General features: G+C 41.9%; 27 protein-coding genes, 4 tRNA genes and 1 riboswitch. Of the genes, 18 read left to right on the forward strand and 13 right to left on the reverse strand.

Annotation, left to right across the window (positions count from 1 at the left end; all coding sequences use genetic code 11):
• Positions 1-31 precede the first annotated feature (31 nt).
• The 10 genes from ispE (at position 32) to FD716_RS13210 (ending at position 4,496) form a co-directional block, all read left to right on the forward strand.
• A complete protein-coding gene (ispE, locus tag FD716_RS13165) occupies positions 32-868 on the forward strand; it encodes a 4-(cytidine 5'-diphospho)-2-C-methyl-D-erythritol kinase (RefSeq protein WP_139852759.1) in 837 nt (278 codons plus the stop codon).
• Positions 867-941 (forward strand) — tRNA-Gln (locus FD716_RS13170). The genes ispE and FD716_RS13170 overlap by 2 nt, the downstream gene beginning before the upstream one ends.
• Positions 942-996: 55 nt before the next feature.
• A tRNA-Gln gene (locus tag FD716_RS13175) sits at positions 997-1,071 on the forward strand.
• Between the two features lie 39 nt (positions 1,072-1,110).
• Positions 1,111-1,185: transfer RNA gene (locus FD716_RS13180), tRNA-Gln, on the forward strand.
• A 91-nt stretch (positions 1,186-1,276) separates the two neighbouring features.
• A tRNA-Gln gene (locus tag FD716_RS13185) sits at positions 1,277-1,351 on the forward strand.
• A 35-nt stretch (positions 1,352-1,386) separates the two neighbouring features.
• Complete coding sequence (locus tag FD716_RS13190; RefSeq protein ID WP_139852760.1) at positions 1,387-2,340, forward strand: ribose-phosphate pyrophosphokinase; 954 nt, start codon at positions 1,387-1,389, stop codon at positions 2,338-2,340.
• Between the two features lie 101 nt (positions 2,341-2,441).
• Positions 2,442-2,738 carry a 50S ribosomal protein L25 gene (rplY, locus tag FD716_RS13195; RefSeq protein WP_139852761.1) on the forward strand — a complete coding sequence of 99 codons (297 nt, stop codon included), beginning with the start codon at positions 2,442-2,444 and terminating at the stop codon, positions 2,736-2,738.
• A gap of 22 nt (positions 2,739-2,760) precedes the next feature.
• Positions 2,761-3,339, forward strand: a complete 579-nt coding sequence (pth, locus tag FD716_RS13200; protein ID WP_139852762.1) for an aminoacyl-tRNA hydrolase — start codon at positions 2,761-2,763, stop codon at positions 3,337-3,339.
• A gap of 166 nt (positions 3,340-3,505) precedes the next feature.
• Positions 3,506-3,886, forward strand: coding sequence for an aspartate 1-decarboxylase (gene panD / locus FD716_RS13205; RefSeq protein ID WP_139852763.1), 381 nt, complete (start codon positions 3,506-3,508; stop codon positions 3,884-3,886).
• 229 nt (positions 3,887-4,115) lie between these two features.
• Positions 4,116-4,496, forward strand: a complete 381-nt coding sequence (locus FD716_RS13210) for a DUF1090 domain-containing protein (RefSeq protein ID WP_139852764.1) — start codon at positions 4,116-4,118, stop codon at positions 4,494-4,496.
• A 173-nt stretch (positions 4,497-4,669) separates the two neighbouring features.
• On the opposite strand, the gene FD716_RS13215 is transcribed toward FD716_RS13210, so the two are convergent.
• Positions 4,670-5,269, reverse strand: coding sequence for a GDYXXLXY domain-containing protein (locus FD716_RS13215; protein WP_139853688.1), 600 nt, complete (start codon positions 5,267-5,269; stop codon positions 4,670-4,672).
• Positions 5,269-7,068, reverse strand: a complete 1,800-nt coding sequence (locus tag FD716_RS13220; RefSeq protein WP_228715000.1) for a DUF2157 domain-containing protein — start codon at positions 7,066-7,068, stop codon at positions 5,269-5,271. Before FD716_RS13220 ends, FD716_RS13215 begins: the two co-directional genes overlap by 1 nt.
• Positions 7,069-7,289: 221 nt before the next feature.
• A riboswitch (FMN riboswitch) is annotated at positions 7,290-7,454 on the forward strand.
• Between the two features lie 104 nt (positions 7,455-7,558).
• On the opposite strand from FD716_RS13220, the gene ribB reads away from it, so the two are divergent.
• A complete protein-coding gene (gene ribB, locus FD716_RS13225) occupies positions 7,559-8,218 on the forward strand; it encodes a 3,4-dihydroxy-2-butanone-4-phosphate synthase (protein WP_139852766.1) in 660 nt (219 codons plus the stop codon).
• A gap of 101 nt (positions 8,219-8,319) precedes the next feature.
• Here ribB and FD716_RS13230 read toward each other — a convergent pair whose 3' ends face one another.
• Positions 8,320-8,868: an HPP family protein gene (locus FD716_RS13230; protein ID WP_139852767.1), complete on the reverse strand. Its 549-nt coding sequence runs from the start codon at positions 8,866-8,868 to the stop codon at positions 8,320-8,322.
• 123 nt (positions 8,869-8,991) lie between these two features.
• On the opposite strand from FD716_RS13230, the gene FD716_RS13235 reads away from it, so the two are divergent.
• Positions 8,992-9,558 carry a TetR/AcrR family transcriptional regulator gene (locus tag FD716_RS13235; protein WP_139853689.1) on the forward strand — a complete coding sequence of 189 codons (567 nt, stop codon included), beginning with the start codon at positions 8,992-8,994 and terminating at the stop codon, positions 9,556-9,558.
• A gap of 104 nt (positions 9,559-9,662) precedes the next feature.
• On the opposite strand, the gene FD716_RS13240 is transcribed toward FD716_RS13235, so the two are convergent.
• Positions 9,663-10,271 (reverse strand): LysE family translocator, encoded by a 609-nt coding sequence (locus FD716_RS13240; protein WP_139852768.1) that lies wholly within the window; start codon positions 10,269-10,271, stop codon positions 9,663-9,665.
• Positions 10,272-10,309: 38 nt separating this feature from the next.
• Positions 10,310-10,804 carry a DUF1289 domain-containing protein gene (locus tag FD716_RS13245; protein ID WP_139852769.1) on the reverse strand — a complete coding sequence of 165 codons (495 nt, stop codon included), beginning with the start codon at positions 10,802-10,804 and terminating at the stop codon, positions 10,310-10,312.
• Positions 10,805-10,917: 113 nt separating this feature from the next.
• Here FD716_RS13245 and trhO point away from each other — a divergent pair, with 113 nt between their 5' ends.
• A complete protein-coding gene (gene trhO, locus FD716_RS13250; protein ID WP_139852770.1) occupies positions 10,918-11,850 on the forward strand; it encodes an oxygen-dependent tRNA uridine(34) hydroxylase TrhO in 933 nt (310 codons plus the stop codon).
• A 275-nt stretch (positions 11,851-12,125) separates the two neighbouring features.
• Here trhO and FD716_RS13255 read toward each other — a convergent pair whose 3' ends face one another.
• Positions 12,126-12,650: a YecA/YgfB family protein gene (locus tag FD716_RS13255; RefSeq protein WP_139852771.1), complete on the reverse strand. Its 525-nt coding sequence runs from the start codon at positions 12,648-12,650 to the stop codon at positions 12,126-12,128.
• A gap of 126 nt (positions 12,651-12,776) precedes the next feature.
• Positions 12,777-12,983, reverse strand: coding sequence for a PA3496 family putative envelope integrity protein (locus FD716_RS13260; protein ID WP_139852772.1), 207 nt, complete (start codon positions 12,981-12,983; stop codon positions 12,777-12,779).
• Between the two features lie 349 nt (positions 12,984-13,332).
• Between FD716_RS13260 and rpoD the strand changes: the two genes are divergently transcribed.
• Positions 13,333-15,216 (forward strand): RNA polymerase sigma factor RpoD, encoded by a 1,884-nt coding sequence (gene rpoD / locus FD716_RS13265; protein ID WP_139852773.1) that lies wholly within the window; start codon positions 13,333-13,335, stop codon positions 15,214-15,216.
• Positions 15,217-15,354: 138 nt separating this feature from the next.
• Here the strand turns inward: rpoD and FD716_RS13270 are convergent, their stop codons facing one another.
• Together FD716_RS13270 and FD716_RS19100 are read right to left on the reverse strand one after the other, a co-directional pair.
• The gene (locus FD716_RS13270) at positions 15,355-15,642 is read right to left on the reverse strand and encodes a YbeD family protein (RefSeq protein ID WP_139852775.1); all 288 of its coding nucleotides are present in this window, start codon (positions 15,640-15,642) and stop codon (positions 15,355-15,357) included.
• Between the two features lie 265 nt (positions 15,643-15,907).
• Positions 15,908-16,225, reverse strand: coding sequence for a CDGSH iron-sulfur domain-containing protein (locus tag FD716_RS19100; protein ID WP_228715002.1), 318 nt, complete (start codon positions 16,223-16,225; stop codon positions 15,908-15,910).
• Positions 16,226-16,437: 212 nt separating this feature from the next.
• Between FD716_RS19100 and lipB the strand changes: the two genes are divergently transcribed.
• The 4 genes from lipB (at position 16,438) to FD716_RS13295 (ending at position 20,528) form a co-directional block, all read left to right on the forward strand.
• Positions 16,438-17,097 (forward strand): lipoyl(octanoyl) transferase LipB, encoded by a 660-nt coding sequence (lipB, locus tag FD716_RS13280; protein WP_139852777.1) that lies wholly within the window; start codon positions 16,438-16,440, stop codon positions 17,095-17,097.
• 78 nt (positions 17,098-17,175) lie between these two features.
• Positions 17,176-17,709: a hypothetical protein gene (locus FD716_RS13285; protein ID WP_139852779.1), complete on the forward strand. Its 534-nt coding sequence runs from the start codon at positions 17,176-17,178 to the stop codon at positions 17,707-17,709.
• A 1-nt stretch (position 17,710) separates the two neighbouring features.
• Positions 17,711-18,895 carry an iron-containing alcohol dehydrogenase gene (locus tag FD716_RS13290; RefSeq protein ID WP_139852780.1) on the forward strand — a complete coding sequence of 395 codons (1,185 nt, stop codon included), beginning with the start codon at positions 17,711-17,713 and terminating at the stop codon, positions 18,893-18,895.
• 247 nt (positions 18,896-19,142) lie between these two features.
• Positions 19,143-20,528 carry an APC family permease gene (locus FD716_RS13295; protein ID WP_139852782.1) on the forward strand — a complete coding sequence of 462 codons (1,386 nt, stop codon included), beginning with the start codon at positions 19,143-19,145 and terminating at the stop codon, positions 20,526-20,528.
• A 125-nt stretch (positions 20,529-20,653) separates the two neighbouring features.
• Here the strand turns inward: FD716_RS13295 and FD716_RS13300 are convergent, their stop codons facing one another.
• From FD716_RS13300 to cysG, 4 genes are all read right to left on the reverse strand, one after another.
• On the reverse strand, positions 20,654-21,493 hold the full coding sequence (locus tag FD716_RS13300) for an ATP-binding cassette domain-containing protein (protein WP_139852784.1): 840 nt from the start codon (positions 21,491-21,493) through the stop codon (positions 20,654-20,656).
• A complete protein-coding gene (locus FD716_RS13305; RefSeq protein WP_139852785.1) occupies positions 21,486-23,345 on the reverse strand; it encodes a glycine betaine ABC transporter substrate-binding protein in 1,860 nt (619 codons plus the stop codon). The genes FD716_RS13300 and FD716_RS13305 overlap by 8 nt, the downstream gene beginning before the upstream one ends.
• Positions 23,346-23,727: 382 nt before the next feature.
• Positions 23,728-24,234: a tRNA (cytidine(34)-2'-O)-methyltransferase gene (locus tag FD716_RS13310; protein ID WP_139852787.1), complete on the reverse strand. Its 507-nt coding sequence runs from the start codon at positions 24,232-24,234 to the stop codon at positions 23,728-23,730.
• A gap of 21 nt (positions 24,235-24,255) precedes the next feature.
• Complete coding sequence (gene cysG / locus FD716_RS13315) at positions 24,256-25,644, reverse strand: siroheme synthase CysG (protein WP_139852788.1); 1,389 nt, start codon at positions 25,642-25,644, stop codon at positions 24,256-24,258.
• Between the last annotated feature and the right edge of the window lie 77 nt (positions 25,645-25,721).

Genomic DNA, 25,721 nt, shown 5'->3' on the forward strand with positions numbered 1-25,721 from the left:
TTTCAAATTACTCACGTGCTAAGTGCAGATTATGATTCGTGTTCCTTCCCCAGCCAAATTGAATTTATTTTTACATATCACAGGGCGCCGTGATGATGGCTACCACAGCCTAGAAAGTATTTTTCAGCTGATTGACCTGTATGATTGGCTCACCTTTGATCTACGTCTTGATGATCAAATTGAAATCCAAGGCTTACAAACGGTCGCATTAACGCAAAATCTAATCTACAAAGCTACACAACTGCTCAAACCTTATGCGCAAGCGTACTGTGGCTTAACTATTTCGATTGAGAAAAACATTCCAATGGGCGCAGGCCTGGGGGGTGGCTCCTCCGATGCAGCAACCACACTCCTTGTACTGAATCAATTGTGGCAATGTCGCTTAAACTTAGAGCAACTTGCTGCGCTCGGTCTACAACTCGGCGCGGATGTGCCTGTGTTTGTCCATGGCCGAAATGCTTGGGCAGAAGGCATTGGTGAACGTCTTACTTTCATAGACTTAGATCAAAAACAATACATTATCTTAAAACCTGCCTGTTTTATCAGCACTCAATTGCTTTTTTCACAAAAAACATTGACAAGAAACACGAAGACATCTACATTTTGCGCCTATCAGTTAAAGCCATCTGCCTACGGCAATAATTTTGAGCCAATCGCTCGAAAGTTATACCCAGAAGTAGATGAAGCAATGCAATATCTCAATCAATTTGGGCTTGCAAAGCTTACAGGTACAGGTGCTTGTGTTTTTATTGAGGTAAGTCCTGAAATGGATTGCAATGCAATTGTGAAAAACGCTCCATGTACAGCGTATATGGTTAAGAGTTTAGATCAATCACCATTAATCCAGTTCAAACTTGCAAGAACATAGGGGCGTCGCCAAGTGGTAAGGCACCGGGTTTTGATCTCGGCATCCGTTGGTTCGAATCCAGCCGCCCCTGCCATTGTTCATTTCATCTGTAGATGTTTGTAATGCATATTTACTTGTTTAAAAGAAATAGGGGCGTCGCCAAGTGGTAAGGCACCGGGTTTTGATCTCGGCATCCGTTGGTTCGAATCCAGCCGCCCCTGCCATTACAACATCAGTAGTATCTCAAGCAAAAGTATATAAATAGGGGCGTCGCCAAGTGGTAAGGCACCGGGTTTTGATCTCGGCATCCGTTGGTTCGAATCCAGCCGCCCCTGCCATTTATATCAATTATAGACAGAACATATATTTTACTTTTCCTTGTCTAAACCTTGACAAAAAATTGTAAAACCATTAAAGTTCTGCCGCATTAGGGGCGTCGCCAAGTGGTAAGGCACCGGGTTTTGATCTCGGCATCCGTTGGTTCGAATCCAGCCGCCCCTGCCATTTCATTTAAACATGCCAACCGCCAAGGGTGCTTCATGCCCAATCTTGTCGTTTTTAGTGGAACAGCTCATCCACAATTCGCTCAAAAAGTCGTAAGCCACTTACACATCCCTCTTGGGGCTGCATCAGTAGGTTGTTTTTCTGACGGTGAAATTACTGTCGAAATTTCTGAAAATGTACGTGGTAAAGACGTCTTTGTAGTTCAGCCAACATGTGCTCCAACCAATGATAACCTCATGGAAATCTTGGTCATGGCAGATGCTTTACGCCGCGCAAGCGCTGGTCGTATTACGGCAGTCATCCCCTATTTTGGTTACGCACGTCAAGATCGTCGTCCACGCTCAACGCGTGTACCGATTACGGCCAAAGTGGTTGCAGATATGCTTACCACCGTTGGTATTGACCGTGTCGTTATGATTGATCTGCACGCAGATCAAATCCAAGGCTTCTTCGATATTCCAGTCGATAACATTTACGGTACACCTGTTTTACTTGCTGACCTTCGTCAACAACAACATCACAATCTAATGGTGGTTTCACCTGACGTTGGTGGTGTGGTTCGTGCACGTGCAGTCGCAAAACAAATGGGCGATATCGATCTTGCGATCATTGATAAACGTCGTCAAAAAGCAAATGAATCACAAGTGATGCATTTGATTGGTGATGTGAAAGATCGCGACTGTGTCATTGTTGACGATATGGTCGACACTGCGGGTACGCTATGTAAAGCTGCGGATGCACTAAAAACTTTTGGTGCTCGCCGTGTTGTTGCTTATGCAACGCACCCTGTACTTTCTGGTAAAGCACTTGAGAACTTGAAAAACTCAGTTATCGACGAACTGGTTGTGACTGATACAATTCCACTTTCTCAAGAAGCATTAGAACTTGGTAAGATTCGCCAAGTTTCTGTAGCAAGTATGGTTGCAGAAACAATTCGTCGTATTAATAACGAAGAATCAATTAGCGCAATGTTTGATAGTTATCTATAAAATAACGCGCAATTTTTTAAGCCCGATCCCTATGGTTCGGGCTTTATCTCACTAAACTGGTCGTAAGTTTAGTTCATTGAACATTAATGAGGATTTATCTCATGGCACAATTTACATTAAATGCGCAAGCACGCGCTGAAGACAAACAAGGGAAAGGTTCGAGCCGCCGCCTTCGTCGCGAATCTCTTGTTCCTGCAATCATTTACGGTGGCGAAGATGCACCTGTAACAGTAACATTAGAACTTCGTGAGCTTGTTAAAGCTTTAGAAGACAACGCTTTCTTTGAAGAAGTTGTCGCAATCAAAGTTGGTGATAAAGTTGAAAACGTTAAAATTCAAGCGTTACAACGTCACCCAGCGAAAAACACACCAATGCACGCTGACTTTAAACGCGCTTAAGTGCTGATTTAAAGGCATATTGGTGTCGAATATTTCGCTCCTGATCGGTTTGGGTAATCCTGGAAAGGAATATGCCCAAACCCGTCATAATGCAGGCTTTTGGTTCATTGAACAGCTTGCCGATCAATATAATATCCAACTCAAAGCAGATCCAAAATTTCATGCCTATAGTGGCCGTGGAACCATTGAAGGCCATGACGTGCGCCTACTGCTACCGACCACTTTTATGAACCGTTCTGGTCAAAGTGTTGTCCCCTTCGCAAAATTTTATCAAATTCAACCTGAATCGATCTTGATTGCCCATGATGAACTGGATATGAATCCAGGCATTATTCGCCTAAAAACTGGCGGTGGTCATGGTGGACACAATGGTTTAAAAGATATCGTGCCACATATTGGCCCAAATTTTCATCGTTTACGTATTGGTATTGGTCACCCAGGTCATAAAGACCAAGTGTCTGGTCATGTTTTAGGCAAAGCGCCAAGCAGCGAACAAACATTGATGGATGATGCGATTTACCATGCAAAATCACGTATTAAACTGTTACTCGACGGCGAAGTTCAACAGGCGATGAATCAAATTAATGCACATAAGCCTTAATTACACCGACTGACGCTTCATTTCATATTGTCATAAATTCCTTGCCATATCATGTCATTAAGTGGCAAAATTTGGCCGTGAATAAATCACTGAGTCCTTATGTTGGTGGTCACGATAAGATCGCCACAAAAGATCAGCACCAAGATTAACTTAGGAGACGCGAATCATGCTATCTCGTTTATTAAAATGTAAAATTCATCGCGCAGTCGTCAGCCATGCAGAACTTCATTATGAAGGATCATGTGCGATTGACGGTACATTAATGGATTTAGCAGGTATTCGTGAATACGAAGAAATTCATGTTTGGAATGTCACCAATGGTAAGCGTTTCACCACCTATGCGATTCGTGGTGAAAATGACTCTGGAATTATCTCCGTCAATGGTGGTGCAGCGCATCAAGCCGATGTTGGTGATTTAGTGATTATTGCCACTTTTGGTGACTTTACAGAAGCCGAAGCAGATGCACATCAACCACGTTTGGTTTATGCCAACCCAGACAACACGGTTAATCACACCGCAAACTGTATTCCAGTCCAAATTGCTTAAAGCAGTCTCTGAACGGAATATCAAAAGCCCCTCGTGGGCTTTTCTTGTCTTTGTAGATTACGACTTGCTCAAGATAAAGCACTACTATTAACGTGAACTGTATAAAAACCATTCAACTAAGGTTACGTTTCATAGGCGTTAAATAGAGATTTCGCCTTCAGACTAGATTGTGATCAAAAATCATCCTATGCTTGTGGATTGTCTTATTTTTTCCTTTTAAGGGACTCCCATGAAAAAAACAACTCAACTTATTTTCGCTATTTCTGTTGCTTCTACTTTTACACTGCTTTCAAATACAGCCACTGCTGCCGCATTAGATTGTGCTGCCAAAAAAGCAGAGATTGAAACTCAACTCAGCTATGCAAAACAGTATGGTAATAGTTATCGTATCCACGGTCTTGAAAGCGCACTGGCTAAAAACAGCCAATACTGTAATGATGCTGAGCTTCGCCAAAAACATGCAAAAAAAGTGGCTGAAAAACAACAGAAAGTGACTGAGCGTGAAAATGATCTCGCACGTGCCAAGCAACAAGGTGATGCCAAAAAAATTGAAAAGCAACAACGAAAACTTCAAAAAGCAATTGCTGAGTTAAACGAAGTAAAAGCTTAAGTCGATATTAAAGAGGCTGATGAAAAGTAGCCTCATCTTTATTGGCTTTAAACGCTGTAAAAGAAAATGCCCTCTGCGATGCAAGGGGCATTTTTCATTGCAAAAATGATTATTTTTTATGATGCTAATCAATCAAATCCCAATAAATTCAAGTAAATGCTGATTTATTCATCCTAGCGCTCAGTTTGCTCACGGCTGCCCTGCCACCAAAATCGTACTTGTTCACAGCCGAGTATTTTCAGGTTTTCTCCACGTAAGGATGCCAAAATTGCATTGCCACTGTCATCCACTTTAAATTCTGCATAGTGTGCTTGCTCATAGCAACTGGCTAGACCTTCAGCGAACAAGAAACTTTGACTACTCGGATATAGACTATCAACATAATTACTTGGGTTTTTCAGTTTTAACGGCTTAATTGTACGTGTCTGATCTAGTTGTAATGGATCAATCACGGTATGCACCACCCTTTGCTGTGCATCCAACTGAACATACATCAGTATATTGGGCTTATTTTCAATATACGTTTGAATCCCAGCGTATATATTCGATAGATTCGCTCTATCTGATAGATCCTCCGATGCTGGGTTATTGCTAAAATAAAGTTCATAACGCAAGGCCATATAATCACCTTGCAAAATCGAACGCGGATCCACAGGACGCAATTCCACATAAAGACTTTGGCTGTGTTTAAGCTGCCATTGGTTTTTGACAATAATACCGAGAAATAAGCCAATCGAAAGTACAGCAAGTATTAAGGCACTATATTTTTTAATCATGCCCCTTCTCCTTGTACCGCATTATCTTGATCAGGTGCATGTGTACTTTTTTGCAAGCTACTTTGTAAAATAAAATGCAGTACAAATATCAGCAAAGCTGAAATAAAAATACTCAAGGCTTTAAATAGAAAACTCAAATCAAGTAAATAATACAGTTGCCACAATATATACATCAAAATAAGCAGTGCACAGGCATACACCAATTTGTCCCGTGCTTGAATTGCCCACACTAAAATCAGCAATAATAAATAAACTTCAAAATAACCGAGCAAACTGAGCATCATGCCCAGCAAGGTGACGGCAAGCATGGGGATAGCTTTCAACTGTGGTTTTAAAATAAACCAAGCACTCGCAGCAACCCAGAGCAGTGATAAAAGCGTATTCCAACTTAAACCTTGATATAGCGCAAAATGGCTTGTTAAACCCAATTGATATTGCAGTGAGCGCATGACAACAATGGCCAAAACCAATAACATCACACTCCGCCGATAAGCCAAATCGGCAATCCGCGCCAATATGAAAATTAGGCTATAACACAGCAGATTAAATCCCGTCCAAATTGCAATATATAATTGTGTATCCAATTCCGGCAGACTCGATAGATCAAACCAGACGATCCAAGCCGCAATATAGGTCGCAATCAATTGCAACGCGATAAAAAACCAATGACTACGCAAATATAAGCACAAACCCAGTATTGCAAGCTGTACCGCAAAAACAATACTGGTGATTTTAGTGAGTTCATAACTATGCCACATCAACGCGACTTGACCACTGATTAATAAGCAATAGGCCAATTGCCGTGCAAAATAATGTCGATATTTTCTTAAAATAAAACTACTGGCAACAATAAACACAGCGCCCAAAAGCAAAGACAAGGTTCCCCAACTCATTAAGAAGCTTGTCGCCAATAAAATACCCGCCAACCAAGCGCCAAAAGCCAGTGGGATCACATAAAAATTGGTCTGTGGCAATAACCGAACCAATGCACAGCTTAATAGCGCAAACCATGCAAAAATCAGCAATGCTAAAGCGAAGAATACGGCACTGTCTAAAGCAAAGTTTTGCTCAAGGATAATATGCACCAGCCAAATAGTGCTACTTATTCCAATACTGAGCGCAGCTAAACTACTGCCCAATGGTTGCTTATTTAAATAGAGATAGATAAACGCACTTACAGGTAATAAAAATGATGACAGCAAATAAAACCATTGCTCAGCACTAATAAAACGGAACATCGAATACGCTGAAATCACGGCAAAGAACAATAAAAAAACATAGCTTAAAGCCGCATATTGTTTCAAACACCAGAGAGCACAAAGCAAAGCTAAAGTATTAAGTCCAGCTAAATAAATAACATTAGACTGCTCGAGTAAATGCATCTGCTTAAAATATAAAAATAAAGCCAGCTGACTAACAATACTCAACAGGCAGAATATGCCGATATTCGGCCGTAATAACCAAGGCAATAACAACACCGACCACAGTAAAAATAATAAATAACTGTCTGCACCAGTTTGATAGACCTGACCAATAACCGCCAAACTTAAACCTAACATCAGTCCACAAATACAATCGAGACTTTGCCGAATACGCGCATTATGTGAATAAAAGACACTGGTAATGGCCGTCAAAAATAATAAAATCAATGGAATACTCAATTGCATTCCACGTGGAATCATCCACCAATTGGCTGCAATCAAATAAATAAAGCTACTCGCCAACAAACCCAATGCAATCACTTGCAACAGATCAATAAACTTTTGTTGTCGTAATGGAAATAAATGAAAAACCATATTCACTTAAATTGTCCCCTCTTTTAGTAACGGCATCGCTGTTTAGCTAAAGTGAATAGCGCTCGACGCATACCGAGCTTGAGCAGTAGCCAACACCTTTTCTCACATGCATCATCTGGATCAACGTGCTTTGGTGTATTTGAATATTAATTCTATCTATAGCACTGATGTTTATATACAAAATAGATCACAAAGCAAAAATCTAGCGTATACTTTTGTGACATCGCTTCAGGGCGGGGTGTAATTCCCCACCGGTGGTAAATTAAAAAGTGAAATCATTTTGCTTATTTAATCAGCCCACGAGCCTGTCAAACGATTTAAGTTTGACTCGCAGATTTGGTGAAAAACCAAAGCCGACGGTATAGTCCGGATGAAAGAAGACGACGTCACGACACCCTGATCAATAATAGATTAGGGCTTTTGTTACGAGCTTATTTTCAATTATGTCCTGAAATGTTCAACCGTATTTTTCAATTACGAGAGCGTTTCAATGTCTAGTTTAATTCAACCCGAAATTTTCTTCTCAGCACTTGCTCCAGCAGAGCAACGCGTTCAACAAGCCATCGAAGATATGCGCCAAGGCAAACCTGTTTTGGTGATGGATGATTTTGATCGTGAAAATGAAGCGGATTTAATTGTCGCTGCTGATACCCTCAATGTAAGTACCATGGCACGCATGATTCGTGATGGTTCAGGCATTGTCTGTTTATGTTTAACCGAACAACAAGCAGATCATCTCGAACTGCCACCGATGGTGGCACACAACTCAAGCCATTTTCATACGGCATTCACCGTGACTATCGAAGCCGCTGCAGGCGTGACCACAGGTGTCTCAGCACAAGATCGTGTTACGACTATTCATGCAGCCACTCAAAAAGGTGCTGTTGCCAGTGATCTTAACCGCCCAGGCCATGTCTTCCCTTTACGTGCCCGTGATGGCGGTGTATTAACCCGTCGTGGACATACTGAAAGTTCTGTCGACTTGGCACGCTTAGCTGGCCTAAGCCCTGCTGGTGTACTGTGTGAACTGACCAACCCAGATGGCAGCATGTCTGCGGGTATTCAAGTGTTGGCTTATGCACAAACCCATGAATTAACTTTGATTAGTGTAGACGAGCTGGCGCAGTATCGCCTAAAACACTCGCTCTAAAACCAATCAAATTACATTATCCTTTAAACATAAATCCCCTGAACTTAAGTGCTCAGGGGATTTTTCATGCAGCATGCTGTGCCCAGATTCAAGCTCTCGCATTACTGCCCTTTTGGGGTTTTCGTCTGGCAAAGCGCCAACGCATAACTTGGCCATTTTTTCTGACTGCGAATATTATTGACCAGCCATGCAATGCTGATCAGTGTGACTGCCCCAGTCAGCACAGGGAAGATCAGAAAACTCCAACCATAGTCCACGGTATTTGCTGTCAATAAAATCACCAAGGGATTGGCCCCTGCAGGTGGATGTACACAGCGTAGAAGTTGCATCAATGCAATCGCACAACCAACCGCCAGCGCAATACTCCATGTGGTCACACCAAATAACTTAAGCACGGCTAAACCAACAAATGCTGAGATCAAATGTCCAAAGAGGATATTACGTGGTTGCGCCAAGGGTGAAATTGGCACGGCATACAGCAAAACGCAGGTTGCACCAAAAGGTGCCATGATCAATAGATGATTTGACCACTGCCCCAAGAGCAACAATGCAAAAATACTTAATGTTCCGCCAATCAGCCCACGCATGATTTCAATCAACGGTGGCCGTGTGGCTAACTGTTCTTTTCCTGACAAGAATGAAAATTTCATTTGTCTGATCCATTGCGGTACGATCGAATAACGCATAAAATAGTACAGATCTGTACTAATCGCAAGAAAAAAGCGTAAAATTTAAAAGTGAAAAACCAACAACAACCTGAGGTCATCAATCTGATGTCTAAATCTGCAGAAAAAATTTTAGATACTGCTGAAGATTTATTTAACCAGCATAGCTTTGTCGCTGTTGGGGTCGATTTAATTCGAGATCAATCGGGTTGCTCAAAAACGACCCTCTACACCTATTTTAAAAATAAGCAGCAACTGATTTTGGCGGTGCTGGAACAACGAGATCTACGTTTTAGACAACAACTCGAACAGTATGTCGCTGCGAGCCATGGACTTGAGGCTGTTCAAAAGATTTTTGAATGGCATATGCAATGGTTTCAACGTGATGATTTTAAAGGCTGTTTATTTGTGCGTGCCGTTGCAGAATCATCTGCGCAGGATCAAGCAATCATTAGGCTTGCACAAGCACATAAGCAATGGGTTAGACAGTTGATTGAGCAGCATTGCCAAAATTTCAGCAATGCCGATGCTATCAGCCAGATGAGCTATCATTTACTTGAAGGATTAATCAGTCGTTTTCTGGTCGAAGGCTATGACGCGAAAATCGCGCAAAATAGCCAAGCGAGCTTAGTGCAATTCATCACACTCTCAAACACTCAACCAAACCTGCTTTAAACAGATCTAGCAAGGCCCTCTCTTGATGCAAAGCCAATTGCTGTACCCAAGGTGCCAGCAATGGCTTTATAGCCCAGAAATACGATCTAAGCGCAAGATAATGTTTAACCCAGCAAGGTACTGTAAATTCCGTAAAGTGCAACCGCAATTAAGATCAGGCCACAACCCGCGAGCAGCGTGTGATAGATTTTAGATTGAGCCAAGCGGTTGAACACCAGATAGACCAGACTTAGGGTGGCAAAGTCCAATACAACCCAAGTCGCGGTCAGTAACCCTAAACTCTGATTCAAGTCCGGCAATACATGAATAAACTGCGGAAAAAAGGAAGCAAAGAAAATAATATCTTTGGGATTAGATATCGCTACAAGGAAGCCTTGTTTAAAGCCTCCTGCTGTTGCCGACACTGTTGCCAGTGTTTGATTGTGGTCGAATGCCTCTCTTAGAATCTGGATCCCAATATAGGCAATATATAAACAACCCAAAATTTTGACGAGATTAAAGCTAGTCGAATCAAGCTTAAATACACCTTTTAAAATCAGAATCGAAAGAAAAATTAACACCAAGGAGGCTAGGTTTGTACCAATGATCGTTTCTAAGGCTTTTTTGTAGCCACCTTTTAAACCTGCACTGGCCACCAGCAACATTACAGGGCCTGGTGTCGCAATCATCACAATCACGGTCACAGCATAAAATAAATATTCGGTCAAATTCATCGTTATTTTCTAGTTCTTTATTACGGTTGATCAAACGCTTAAAGATCGTCTTCCTGTTCATTCCATTTCAATAAAGTCTGACCCATAACATCCGCGCGTAACCAAGCAAAATCATAACTGGCTTTACCAAGCGCAAGAGCACGGCGCTCAAACTCGTCCCAAATCGGTTTGACCTGGTGTGGACGAATCCCTAAGCCACTTTCTGTTGCTAAATTTCTATTTTTTTCACATAACTTTAAAGCTTGATAGAGCTTTCGACCTTGACTCGCTGTCTCTAAAACCCGCACCCGTTTCGATAAAATAAATTGTTCCACTTGCTCGAGCTGTGCCAAAGGCAGCATTGGCAACAAAATTTGATCAAGCTGTGCATCTAAACGGGTCCACACCGCAACACGCTGCTCAAGGTTATAGGTATTCCATTGAATAATTTCATGGTTATAACGTCTGCAACCACGGCAAACCGCATCACCAAACACAGTAGAACAACGCCCGACACAGGGCGTTAATGTTGGGATACGACGTTGGTTATTCAAAATACTTTTCCTCTCAAACCCATATTCACTTTATGGTTTTCTCGCTTATTCTGTAATTTCGCGTTAAAATGCGCCCCAGAATTTTTCATATACTAATACATTTGGAGTACTCGATGAACGCTACTGTAGAACAGCTTGCACCTGTAGAACAGCAAGCGAGCACGACATGGGTTGTTGCCGCGCTTTACCAATTCAAACACGTTGAAGATGCTGTCGCATTGCAACAGAAGCTGCTTGAGTTGGTCAACCTGCTAAAACTGTGTGGTACTTTAATTGTTGCAGATGAAGGAATCAACGGGACCGTTGCAGGAAGTCGTCAAGGAATTGATTTACTTCATGCATTTCTATTAGAGCACGGCTTTAATAGCATGGAATACAAAGAATCAGAAAGTAGCGAAAAACCTTTTCGCAAGATGAAAATCAAACTTAAAAAAGAAATTGTGACTTTAGGCGTGGAAGTGAAACCACGTGATTTGGTTGGACATTATTTAGATCCAAAACAATGGAATGAACTGATTGCACAAGATGATGTGATTTTGGTCGATACCCGTAATGACTATGAGTTTAAAGCGGGTACCTTCAAAGGCGCGATTGATCCGAAAACAGAAAGCTTCCGTGAATTCCCAGAATACGTAAAACAAAACCTAGAACAACATAAAGGCAAAAAAATTGCCATGTTCTGTACTGGTGGTATCCGCTGTGAAAAATCAACGTCTTTGTTATTGCAAGAGGGCTTCGAAGAGGTTTATCACCTAAAGGGCGGTATTTTAAAATACCTCGAAGAAACCCCTGTAGATGAAAGTCTATGGGAAGGTGAATGTTTTGTATTTGATGGTCGTACTGCCGTCACCCACGGTGTCGAAGAAGGTATTAATGTGAAATGTCATGCCTGTGGCTGGCCACTCACCCCTGATGAAGTTGAGCTGCCAAGTTATGAACATGGTGTGTCTTGTGTTTACTGTATTGAAAAAACCACTGATAAACAAAAAGATGGCTTCCGTATGCGTCAATCACAAATTGCGGCTGCAAAACGTAAACGCCTCTAAGTGATCGATATTAGGCTGGTCTAGTCAACAGCATCGCCCTGACTGCACATCCATTCTTTAAGAAAAATGCGGTCAGCTCGAAGCTCAACACAAAGCACCCTCCTCTCTGGGATGAGGGTAAAACATTTTTGAATCTAACCGCAGTAATCGCTGCGGTTTTTTTTGTTCAAGCGGTTACTCAGTCAGTGCATAAAATCAGTGCATAAAAAAAGCCAGTTCAACATAGCGTTGAACTGGCTTTCAATATTGATTGGGCTTGATACAACACGACCTAATTAATTGGGAGTGTGATACATCAAATACAATTCATTTAAATTATCTGGAATCTCTTCTGCAAGTTCATCCATCAACTGACCGTTACGGCGGAAAGTTTCCATTTGAGGATCTTCATCATCAATGCCACTAAACACCATAATTGGCAGTGTTAAATCAACCAGTTGCTCTTCAAACTCAGGAGTGAACCATGCTTCTTCATTGAGGAACATCGCATCAACAAAACCCACACTCCAATCGCCTAGGCTTGACTCAACATCTGCTTCTTCAATTTCAAAAGGAAATTCGATTCCTTCTTCATTGGCAAGCTTTTGACGTAAATCATCTAACCAAAGTTTAATTTGGTTGATAATTTCTGCTGGTGCCTTGTTTTGATTGCCATCAAATAATTCTTCTAACCAGCGATCAAACTGCGGCCCTACAGCAATTGCACTGATAAAGCCATGAGTCGCAGCAAAATCTAGACCAAACTCATTTTGGTCGCCATCTAAATAGTCGCTCAGTAGGTCTAAATCTAAAGCACTCATTTTCGTTCCAATTTTTAATTCATACAGGGGAGTAGCATAGCATTTTCAGGCATGACTGTAATCATTGCACCCAACATTCTTCGCTGTGCGATTGGCTATGTGCATCAATTAACTTTACTTTAGGGTTTACTCTTCATCCTCATCGTCAAACTCTTCGTCAAAATCGCACTCAAATTCTTTGAGCTCGCGATCAAGACGACGTTGGGCAAGTAAGTCGTCAATTAAACGACGCTTTTCTAATGATTCTTTGGCACTAATTTTACTCGAGGCTTCATCAAAGCTTACTTCCTCGTCGCCAAAGCTATCATCTAATTCAAAATCTGTAGAAGACACAAAAACAGCCTCATGATGGAAAAAATGAATAGGTCTAGGCGCTGTTTATCTTTGTTCAATTTCCATGTCAAGTTTTATTTTATTTTTTTGATAAAAATACATGGGTCTACTTTTTTTTTGATTATAAAATATGGCACTATAGCCAACATGCCTGTTCTGATTCATTTAAACATTAAAAAAGCGTTACAGCACTTGAAAAGTAAGATTTAAGCCCAATATTGAAAAAGAATTATTAAATCAATCTTTTGATTCAATGATGCGGGAATCAGCAATCCCAAACTATTTTTAATGAATTGTGCTATAATGCACGGTTTTTCACTGCCACCGATTCAACAAAGAGTAAGCAAAGATGAGCGATATGCATTCCCCTACTTCTCAGGTAGCGGCTCTGATTAGCCGAGGCAAAGAACAAGGTTACCTAACCTACGCTGAGGTTAACGATCATCTACCAGACTCGATCACTGAAAGCGAACAGATCGAAGACATTATTCAAATGCTTCGTGACGTGGGTATTCCTGTGCATGAACGTGCACCTGAAGCTGATGACACAATGTTCGAAGGCAACAATGAAGCGACAGATGAAGTTGCCGAAGAAGAGGCTGCTGCCGTTCTTGCTTCTGTTGAAAATGAACCGGGACGTACCACTGATCCTGTCCGCATGTATATGCGCGAAATGGGTACAGTTGAACTTTTAACACGTGAAGGCGAAATTAGTATTGCCAAACGTATTGAAGAAGGGATTCGTGACGTATTGCATTCAATTGCCTATTGGCCGAATGCTGTTGAAGTGGTTCTTAACGAATATAAAGATTATACCAATGGCGAACGTCGCCTAGCGGATATTTTATCAGGCTATTTAGACCCTGAGTCAGACGAAGTTATTCCAGAAGTCATCGAAGAAGAAGTTGAACTCGATGAAGAAAAAGCCAGTGCTGCCAAACCGACTAAAGACGTCAAACTTGACGATGATGAAGAAGAAGAAGCCGAAGCTGAAGAGGAAACTGAAACTGAATCTGGTCCAGATCCTGAAATTGCAAAAGCACGTTTCGAAGACCTCGAAGCTGCGTGGAATGCAGTGAAAAAGAGCATTGCAGCGCATGGTCGTAGTAGTGCTGAAGCACAAGCTGCCATGGAAGCCCTTGCAACCTTGTTTATGATGTTTAAATTTACCCCACGTTTATTTGACATTATTTCTGAAATGATCCGTGGTACGCACGAACAAATCAGAATGTCTGAGCGTGAAGTAATGCGTTATGCAGTTCGTCGTGGACGCATGGACCGTACTCAATTTAGAACCACCTTCCCTGGCCAAGAATCAAATCCGGCTTGGCTAGATGAGCAAATTGCCAAAGTACCTGCTGAAACCAAGAACTATCTTGAAAAAGTTCGCCCAGACGTTTTGGCGTTCCAACAAAAAATCGCAGATCTTGAAAAAGAATTGACCCTTACCGTTAAAGAAATCAAAGAGATTTCTAAACGTATGGCGATTGGCGAAGCCAAAGCGCGTCGTGCTAAAAAAGAAATGATCGAAGCCAACTTACGTTTGGTTATTTCTATCGCGAAAAAATACACCAACCGTGGCTTACAATTCTTGGATTTAATTCAAGAAGGTAATATCGGTTTGATGAAAGCCGTAGACAAGTTTGAATATCGTCGTGGTTATAAATTCTCGACCTATGCGACTTGGTGGATTCGTCAGGCGATTACCCGTTCAATCGCTGACCAAGCACGTACCATTCGTATTCCGGTACACATGATTGAAACGATTAATAAAATCAACCGTGTGTCACGTCAATTGCTACAGGAAATGGGCCGCGAACCAACCCCTGAAGAATTGGGCGAACGTCTAGAAATGGACGAAGTCAAAGTACGTAAAGTGCTTAAAATTGCCAAAGAACCAATTTCGATGGAAACACCGATTGGTGATGATGAAGATTCGCACTTAGGTGATTTCATTGAAGACAGCAACATCACCTCACCTGTGGATGCTGCTACCTCTGAAGGCTTGAAAGAAGCCACTCGTGAAGTCTTGGAAAACTTGACTGAACGTGAAGCCAAAGTCTTGAAAATGCGTTTTGGTATCGATATGCCAACCGATCACACTTTGGAAGAAGTCGGTAAACAGTTTGATGTGACACGTGAACGTATCCGTCAGATTGAAGCGAAAGCATTGCGTAAATTACGTCATCCTTCACGTTCTGAACATTTACGTTCTTTCCTTGAAAACGACTAAATTTAACACTTCTGAGCGAATGCTCTGTTGTGTCAACCTATTCTAGGACGGGACACGCAGCAATAAAAAAACACGCCATTGAGCGTGTTTTTTTATTGCTGCTTTTTTTTGTTTAACTTTCGTGCTTAGTTTTAGATTCTAAAGTGCGGTTTTAATCAAAGGACAAGCCGCAAGATCGGCATATAGCGCATGGACTTGCTCAAGCTCATCAAAACGTAATTGTGCCGTTAAGGAATGATACTTCCCTGTTTTAGATGGCTGCACTTTAACACTTGCTCCATCAAACTCTGGGAAATGCTTAACCAAGATACCAACTACCGCTTGATGTAATTCTTCTCCTGCATCACCAATCAATTTGATTGGATAGTCCATTGGAAATACCCAAAGATCTTCTTGCAGTTCACGAGAGGGGGTGCGGTCTACCATAATTCACCTCAAAATTGATGTATGTAAAACAACTACACTAGTATACAGGCCAGCTCAAAAAACCATGTAAAACCATGTAAAACCATGCAGGTGTTTAAAATGTTCATTCTAAAATGGGGATATATCTTATAAATGCAAGGTGTTCATTACTCGACTTCTTTCATAAAGCCTTTTATTTCTCTCACCAAGAGAAAAAGAAAATGAGCTTGCATTCAGGATTTATCATAGCGGACCCATCATGACTCAATCTGATTAAGCGGATGGCTTATTGGATTCCATCTTGATATTGAGCAGAAGCATGTGAACCATCGCAAAATGGTTTGTTGGCAGATTGTCCACAGCGGCATAAGGCTTGACGATTCCGTATCTCATAAGACTGCCCAGCAGCACTTTCAACACGCACTCCACCACGCACCATCAAAGGCCCACTACAATTCATGCCCGGATCTTCAATCGCATAACCCCTTGGATCTTCTGAATTTTCAATTGGTTGCATAGTTTCTCGGTCAATTACCAATAAACGACCCGCTGCACAAGAATGCACCATAAATTCGGTTAACTTCTCATGCGCTTCACCAGGCATTTGCACTTCACTCCACACCCGGTTGCCGTTATCGCAAAATCGAGTGAATGCACAATAATGTTCGTTATCTGTCAAAATATGCTTCGGTCCATTTGTATAATTTCGTTATCTCGCTAGATAAATCACAACAACCCAACTTGTTGCTTCCCTAACCCAACCTAAATTACCTATAATCATAGACATTACTCAGCACGATAAAGGACACATTTAAAGTGAATAATGCTGTTCTAAAACCGACACTCACGATTCGCCAATATCTAGACTTTACCGCTTACACTGATCGCTTTGAAGAAATGAAAAGCTATACAGAGCAACGTACAGCCGAAAGTTCAGATCAGCTTTGGTTATTACAGCATGCAGAGGTTTTAACCCAAGGCCAAGCTGGTAAACCAGAACATATCTTGATGCCAAGCCATATTCCAATCGTACAAAGTGATCGCGGTGGGCAAGTCACGTGGCACGGCCCCGGCCAATTGGTGATTTATTTTATGTTTGATTTAAATCGCTTAGGTTGGAATGTCCGTTCACTGGTCTCCTTTGCTGAAGACCTCATGATCCAATTATTGCAAAAATACAATATCGATGCCTACGCCAAAAAAGATGCGCCAGGTGTTTATGTCAATGAGCGTAAAATTGGTTCTTTAGGCTTTAAAATCCGACGTGGCCGCAGCTATCATGGTCTCGCTTTAAATATTGATTGTGACTTGTTTGGTTTTCAGACCATCAATCCTTGCGGTTATTCAGGCTTGGAAATGGTCCGTATTTGTGACTTAATGCAGGATTACCCAAGTTATACGCAATTATGCGCTGATGTTATTCAATTTTTTCAACAAAGTGAATATTTTGGTGACGTTCAAGTCATTGAGCAATAAAGCGCTTTCTTTTCGAAACAAAACAAATTAGAGTAATTACTCTATAAAAATCAATATTATTTTAAAAGGGATGCAAGCGTGATTTCAACCAAGTCTGTAAAGCCCGCCCTCGAACTTACCTACGTCAAACTCATGATGGATGTGATTGGCAGAGGTTTGGTCATGGCAAGCCAAGTTGATGATGAAATTCAACAAGAAGTGTCTAAATTTCCTGTCGGTTTTTGCCTTTCCATGAGTGTATTTCCTGATGGCCCTGCTTTTATTGCAAAAGTCACGGAACAACATCAGTTGGAACTGGTGCAACATGCCACAAAAAAACCAGACCTTACGATTAAGTTCAAACATTTACATCATGCCTTTCTGGTCTTTTCATTCCAAGAAAGTACGGCACAGTCATTTGCCAATGACCGTATGATTGCCGATGGGGATGTCAGCAATGCAATTCGTTTAGTGCGCTGCTTAAACAAAATGGAATCACTCATTTTACCCAAACAGATTGCTGAACTTGCGGTAAAACAATATCCAGAACAATTGAGCTTAAAAGAAAAACTCAATGGTGCTAAAAATATTTATCTTAAAATTGCCCAATCATATTTAAAAGGGAACGCATAACATGGCCAAACCATATTACGAATTTTTCTGTCCGGTTAAAATCATTGCAGGTCATGCTGCCTTAGAGCATATTCCCTTTGAACTAAATGCTTTAGGTTCAAAACGCCCGATGATCATCACCGACAAAGGTGTGCGTAGTAATAATTTACTTGCCCCACTTGAAGCTGCATTCAATGCAACGGATGTTGTACTTGCTCATATTTTTGATGATGTTCCACCAGATTCAAGTTTAGAAACAGTTCGTGCTGCGGCAGCGGCATATCGTGAAAATAACTGTGATGCGATTATTGCAGTTGGCGGTGGTTCAGTAATTGATACCTCTAAAGCCACCAATATTTTGGTGACCGAAGGTGGTGATGATCTATTGAAGTACTCTGGTGCACATAATCTGCCCCGCCCACTTAAACCATTCTTTGTCATTCCAACCACCTCTGGCACAGGTTCGGAAGTAACCATGGTGGCTGTCGTTTCAGACAATCAGCGTCATGTAAAACTGCCATTTGCATCCAATTATTTGATGCCTCATGCGGCCATTTTAGATCCACGCATGACGCAAACCCTGCCACCGCATTTAACCGCGATGACGGCAATGGATGCGATGACCCATGCAATCGAAGCCTACTCTTGCTTAGCTGCCAATCCGATGAGCGATGCTTATGCAACCGCTGCTATTAAGAAAATCAGTGAAAATTTATTTGCAGTGCTAGAAAATCCGAACGACAGCTATGCACGTTTAGAACTGGCTCAAGCATCCACCATGGCTGGGATCGCTTTTTCTAACTCAATGGTGGGTTTAATCCATTCATTGGGGCATGCACTCGGTGCGGTTGCACATCTGCCTCATGGACTGTGCATGAATCTATTCTTGCCCTATGTGCTTGAATACAATAAAGAGGTAAATGGCAAGCGACTGGCTGACTTATTGTTACCTTTAGCCGGTGCTGATATTTATGCACAAACACCAGCAGCAGAACGCGCAGACAAAACCATCAATACGCTTTTAACGATTCGTGATCAGCTACATGCCTTGACCAAATTACCACGCAGCTTGAGTGAGACTGGTAAAGTGAGCAAAGCGCAGTTGGATGACGTCGCTGAAAAAGCCTTAAATGATGGTTCAATTATTTATAACCCCAAAGAAACCACCTTAAAAGATTTGAAATCGATCTTAGAAAAAGCTTGGTAATTTCTTAAAAATCAGCCAATATACGCAAAACTAAAGCCTGATGTTTTAAACATCGGGCTTTTATATTGGGGAAAGTCTGTCATTGCTTATTTAATGGCATATTTTCTGCTATTCATAAAAGCAAAAGTGCCATTAAATAAGATTAAATTGGTGCACTTTGTTTTATTTGTAGGGGGGATCATTCGTCTCAAATGATCCTTTAATCAATATGACTGATCCTTGATCAACGACTATGAGGAATCCGCCGTTGACACACATTTCTGGGACTCAACCTGCGGCTAAACTTAAAAAAAATCTTGTGCTCTGGCATATTATTATTATTGGTTTAGCATATATTCAGCCGATGACAGTTTTTGATACTTTTGGTTTAGTATCGCAAGATAGTCAATCGCATGTGCCCACATCCTATATTTTTGCTTTAATTGCAATCTTACTGACGTCCATTAGTTATGGACATATGATTAAGCGCTATCCTTCCGCAGGCTCTGCCTATACCTATGCACAAAAATCGATCCATCCCAATGTCGGGTTTATGGTCGGTTGGTCATCATGGCTCGATTATTTACTCTCTCCATTAGTAAATATTATCTTGGCAGATATTTACCTGAGGGCTTTATTTCCAGAAGTGAATAACTGGATTTGGGTCATTGCTTTAACCATTATCATGACGGTGATTAACCTATTTGGTGCGCGTTTTGTCGCACGCTTTAATAGCGTCATCGTGTTTGTGCAAGTCGGTGTCATTTTCTACTTCAGTTACCAAGTCTATCTCTTGCTTACGCAAGGGATTAATGCCGATGGAAGTTTAGATGCCGCACAATACCAGCTCTGGAGTATGGCGCCATTTTGGAATGAACTCACCTCTGTGGGTGCATTGGTGACGGGTGCAACGATTTTATGTTTCTCCTTTACAGGCTTTGATGCTTTATCTTCGCTTGCAGAAGAAACCAAAGATGCAGAAAAAACTTTACCACGGGCAATATTCTTAACTGCATTAATTGCTGGGGTAATCTTTATTATCAGCACTTACTTTATGCAGATTTATTTCCCAAGTGACCCGAATCTGTATTTTACAAAGATTGATGAAACCCAGCCTGAAATTTTATTTGCGATCGGTGGATTGTTATTTAAAAACATAATCCTTGGTTTTGCCATTGTGACCGTTATGGCTTCAGGTATTTCAGCACATGCGGGTGTATCTCGTCTAATGTATGTGATGGGACGTGATGGTGTTATTAATAAGAAAATTTTCGGTCATATTAGCCCTAAATTATATACCCCAACCTACAATATTTTAATTGTCGGTGTGGTTGCATTAACGGCTGGCTTCTTAGACTTTGAAAATATTGCCAATCTGATTAGCTTCGGGGCATTGACTGCATTTAGTTTTGTCAATTTCTCAGTGATTTCACGCTATGCATTACGTGATGGTCGTACCAAAAATCTTAAAGATATTTTTAATTATATTGTGATTCCACTGCTTGGTTTTGCCAGTGTATTCCTGATGTGGTTAGAAATTGATGCAACTGCATTGAAGATTGGCTTAATTTGGGCGGCGGTTGGAGTCGGCTATTTGGCTTATAGAACCAGAGGCTTTAGATATCCTGCTCCACAACATAATGAGCACGAATAATCTTTATTTTTAACGATGCTTCTCAATAAGACTAAAAAAGGCGCGATCAGCGCCTTTTTTATACCCCGTGTTCCTAGAGATCGAATAACAAAATTGAAAATTCCCCCTAGATGCCGATACTCCTGCTAAACACTGCTGCGCACTTTTAAAAACTCGGAGACATAGCCATTGACGGGTGCATCAATCATTTCATGAATATAACCGGTTTGGATTAATTCAGCATCGTGCATTAAGGCAACCCGACCGCCCAACTGTATTGCCTCATCCACATCGTGTGTGACAAAAACGATGGTCTTTTGATACCGCTGCTGTAAATCAATCAGCAACAACTGTAAACGGTGCCGAGTAATCGGATCAAGTGCGGAAAAAGGTTCATCCATCACCAAGATATCTGTCTCTGCCGCCAAGGCTCGTGCCAATCCAACCCGTTGCTGCATACCACCTGAAAGCTCGGTAATCGCAGCATATTCATAGCCTTCCAAGCCAACCTCAGTTAACCAATGTCGTGCTTTCCCAGAACGCTCAAATTTTGATAGGCCTTTGGTACGTAAAGCAAATTCTGCATTTTCCAGCACATTCAGATGTGGAAACAAGCCAAAATTTTGAAAAACCATACTGACCTGTTGCTGGCGTAATACCCGTAACTCAGAGTCAGAAAGTTGCTTAATACATTGCTGATTGACCCAAACTTGCCCCAGTTCAGGCTGTAGCAAGCGATTAATGAAGCGAACCAAAGTCGACTTACCTGAACCTGATAAGCCCATAATTGAGAAAATTTCTCCACGGCGAATATCCAGACTGATCTGTCTAAGTGCAACCTGACTACCCGTTTCCTGCTTAATCTCTTGATTAGTTGCGCCCTGTTGCAGTAGCGCCAAAGCCCGTTGCTGCTGCCCACCAAAGACTTTGCTCACCGCCTCAAAACGAATTACATCCTCAGCGTTTAATACTGCTGGATTAGGCATTTGGCTGTCCTCTTTTTCGTCCATAGGCCTGACTGATCCGATCAATAATAATCGCTAAAATCACGATCGCACTGCCAGACTCTAATCCCTGTCCCACGTTTAAGGTTTGAATGGCGATCAAAACATTTTCGCCCAAACCCGGTGCACCAATCATCGAAGCCAACACCACCATTGACAATGACATCATCACCGTTTGATTGAGTCCCACCATCATACTGGGTCGCGCCAACGGTAAAATCACCCAAAATAATCGCTGCCGTGGCGTGGTACCAAAGGCCTCTGCGCTTTCTCTAATTTCGGAATCAATTTGAGTAATGCCCAGTGCGGTTAGTCGAATCAAGGGTGCAATGGCATAAATCATGGTGGCAAAAACCGCAGGTACATAACCCAGCCCAAACAACATCAAGATCGGAATCAAATAAACAAAACTTGGCATGGTCTGCATCACATCTAAGACCGGTTGTAGCACCCGATAACTGCGCGGATGAAATGCCATCCAAATCCCCACTGGCACACCCACAATCACCGTTAACAGGACCGCACAAAATAACAAAGCGGTGGTTTGGATCAAGGCAGCCCACAGACCAAAGGCGCCAATCACAAATAAACCAAACATGCTCAATATCGCAAACCAGATTTGTCTTGAACTATGCCAAGCCAATAGCCCGGTCAATACAATCCATAGCCAAGCAGGCACCCCGATCAATAGCGTAATCACAGGCTGGACCATATAACGTTGAATCGCTGCACTTACCTGCCGTAGCGGTGTCGCAAGCACATCGACCACCGACTTGGTCTTTGTGTTTAAAAACTGTTGAATATCCCAATCTGGAAAATAAAACTGTTTATTAAATTGCCAGTTCCCTGCTGGTATCGCCGGTTGCAGTGCATGTTGCATTTTTTCAGCTGCGTTTGGGCTCAGCCATTTTGACCAAAGTGCAGGATGTTGCTGTAAAAAAATTTCGGCTTGTTGTTGTGGTGAACGATGTTGTTCCGTCATTTCTAAAATAGCCAGATTAAGCTGTTCTGGGGTGAGTTGAATTTTCTCTAAAAATTTAATAATTTCAGGATTTTGCTTAGCAAAATCTTGTGATACTGCCACAGATAAAGTTGAGCTCGGAAAACCTGAAACACAGCGATTTTGGCTGCGTGCATTGAGCAATTCATTCCAGCATTTTTCTTTATAGACCGGAAATTGAATCGGTACAAAATTGTATTTGGCCATAAAGCCTGTGGGCTGCCAATAATAAAATAGGATCGGCTTTTTTTGCTGATAGAGACTTGCGATTTCCGCATCCAAAGCTGCGCCCGTGCCTGGTAGTACAGCTTGATAATCCTTGAGCAGCCCAGTATTTTCAAGCAAGCGTTGATTAAAAGTTTGACAAGCCCACCCAGTTGGGCAATTCAGAAAACGACCTTTTTCGGTCGTTGTGCCTGTGACAAAGAGATGAGCATACTGCGACAAACTGTCCAAATCTGTTAAGTCTGGATATTGCTGTTGCAAATAAGCCGGGATATACCACCCCTGCTGCGCCCCACCCTGTAGTGTATTACCAACCAACTGAACTTTCTGCTGATCTAGCCCCTGTTGCAACACTTCTGAACGCCCAACCCAAACTTCAGCAATTAACTGTAAATCATTTTGGATGACCGCATTTTCTTGTGCCGCACTCGAACCTGATATTTCGGTCACTTCACAATCATAACCAAGTTCTAAAATCTGTTTAATCAATGCTGAGGTGAATTGACCACTCTCCCAAGTCAAAGCAGCCATTTTAATCGGCGCGCGACAATCAGCATAAATCGCTGTTGAGCAAAATATTAAGATCAAACTAAAGAAACGTGGCAGCATGCAAAATACCTAACAATCAAACATCCGATTAAGCTAAATAAATATTTGAAATATATGGTTATAAATTAAAAATCGGACTAATTTAGGATGATTGCTTTTAATTTATTGTGAGCTTAAATGGATGTAATTTAAGCTAAATTAACCATGCAAAAATCCAAGGTCAATCCTTTTTACAAGAAAATGAGCATACAGCAGTATACTTTGTCGCACAACAAGACATACTTCCTTGATCGTTATATCAAAATTTCCCTTAAATGGCATTCTAACCAACTGTTTTTAATTTGAGTATTATCCACAGAGATCAATCCGATCCACCACAATACCTTGAATATCTCTACTGGAGAAATATCAAGGCAAGCGCAACATAAGCACGAAAATCAGACTAATCGATTGCCGAATTGGCTTCGATTTCAATCAAAGGTTGAAAGCCTTGTTGGCGCCAAGCTTCATAAACAATCACGGCAGTTGCATTAGATAAATTTAAGCTGCGTGAATTGGCCGCCATTGGTAAACACACCCAATGTGCTTCAGGAAACAATAACCGCACAGATTCGGGCAAGCCCCGAGTTTCGGGTCCCATCATCAACGCTACTGGCCGATTGAGGTCAGCCGTATGCGGTGTCGCCTTACCTTTGGTGGTTAATGGATAAATTGAATCCGTACCAATCCCCTGCTCAGCCAAATAATCCAAACATTGCGCTAAGTTCTGCCAGATTTTCAGACGTGCCCATTCGTGATAGTCCAAACCTGCACGTTTGAGTTTTTTGTCTTCCAACTCAAAGCCAAGAGGTTCGATCAAATGCAGTTGTGCACCCGTATTGGCACACAAACGAATAATGTTTCCGGTATTGCTTGGGATTTCGGGCTCGTATAAAACAACATGAATCACTAGGGTTCTCAACAACGTAGATCAGGCAATCGGAATCGACTGCCAATTTAATTTCTCATGCAGACGCACCACCTCACCAATAATGGTGAGCGTCGGTGCTTGAATATGATGTTCTTTCACTTTAGATGCAATATCGGCCAAAGTCCCCACCACCACCTTCTGCTCTGGCGTGGTTCCTTTCGAGATCAAGGCCACTGGCATGTCTGGGCGTTGCCCATGAGTAATGAGTTTGGCACAGATTTCCTCTAAACCCACCAAGCCCATATACAGCACAAGCGTTTGATTTTCATAAACCAACTCAGACCAAGGTAATTCAGGAGAACCTTCTTTTAAATGACCTGTTAAAAAACGTACACTCTGCGCATAATCACGATGGGTCAGCGGAATACCCGCATAGGCGGCACAACCAGAGGCCGCCGTAATTCCTGGCACGACTTGAAAACCGATGCCAGCCGCATACAGTTCTTCAATTTCTTCGCCACCTCGGCCAAAAATAAACGGATCACCACCTTTTAATCGACAGACCCGTTTTCCTTGTTGTGCATATTCAACCAACAAAGCATTAATGCCATCTTGGGCGACACTATGCTGCGAGCGTGCTTTGCCGACATAGATTTTTTCAGCATCACGGCGACATAAGTTTAAAATCGGTTCTGAAACCAAGCGATCATAAATAATCACATCGGCTTGCTGCATCAATCTTAAGGCTTTGAGGGTCAGTAGTTCAGGATCACCTGGCCCTGCACCGACCAAGTAAACTTCACCTTTTGGCATTTCCCAATCCGTCAACGCCTGTTGCATCATTTGCTCAGCAACGGCTTGCTGACCATAAAACACCTGTTCTTTGAGTGGACTCGCATAGAGCTCTTCCCAAAAAATTCGACGTTGTTCAGGATTTTTAATTTGCGCTTTAACTCGCGCTCGCCACTGACCAGAAAATTCGGCTAACTTGCCCAAGCCATGCGGAATGGTACTTTCAAGTTGGGTTCTTAACTGACGGGACAGTACCGGTGAAGTGCCATTACTGGCAATCGAAAGCACCAACGGTGAGCGATCAACAATTGCTGGCACCATAAAGCGACAATGGGGTGGATCATCAACACTGTTGACCAATACATTGTGTGCTTCACAGACCTCAAACACCTGTGCATTCACCGCAGCTTGATCTGTCGCAGCAATTACCAAGCGATAATGTGCCATTGGAAATTCAGCAGTAAATGCAGCTTGAATAAAGCGACCTTGTGTTTGCTCAACCAAAGCCAACAAATCGGCTTCAATTGCTGGGGCTAATACATCCAGTACCGCACCCGCTTTAAGCAATAACTGGGCTTTACGGTAGGCAATATGTCCACCGCCAACCAGCAAACATACTTGGCCCTGTAATTTTAATGAAATTGGAAAAATATCCACAATACACCCAGCCTTTTAACGCAAATGCGGCTGAGGCATTGCCCACCAGCCGCATTCACACATCTGTAAATTAATCG

Origin of the sequence: Acinetobacter pullicarnis (assembly GCF_006352475.1) — a bacterium.
Taxonomy (GTDB): domain Bacteria; phylum Pseudomonadota; class Gammaproteobacteria; order Pseudomonadales; family Moraxellaceae; genus Acinetobacter; species Acinetobacter pullicarnis.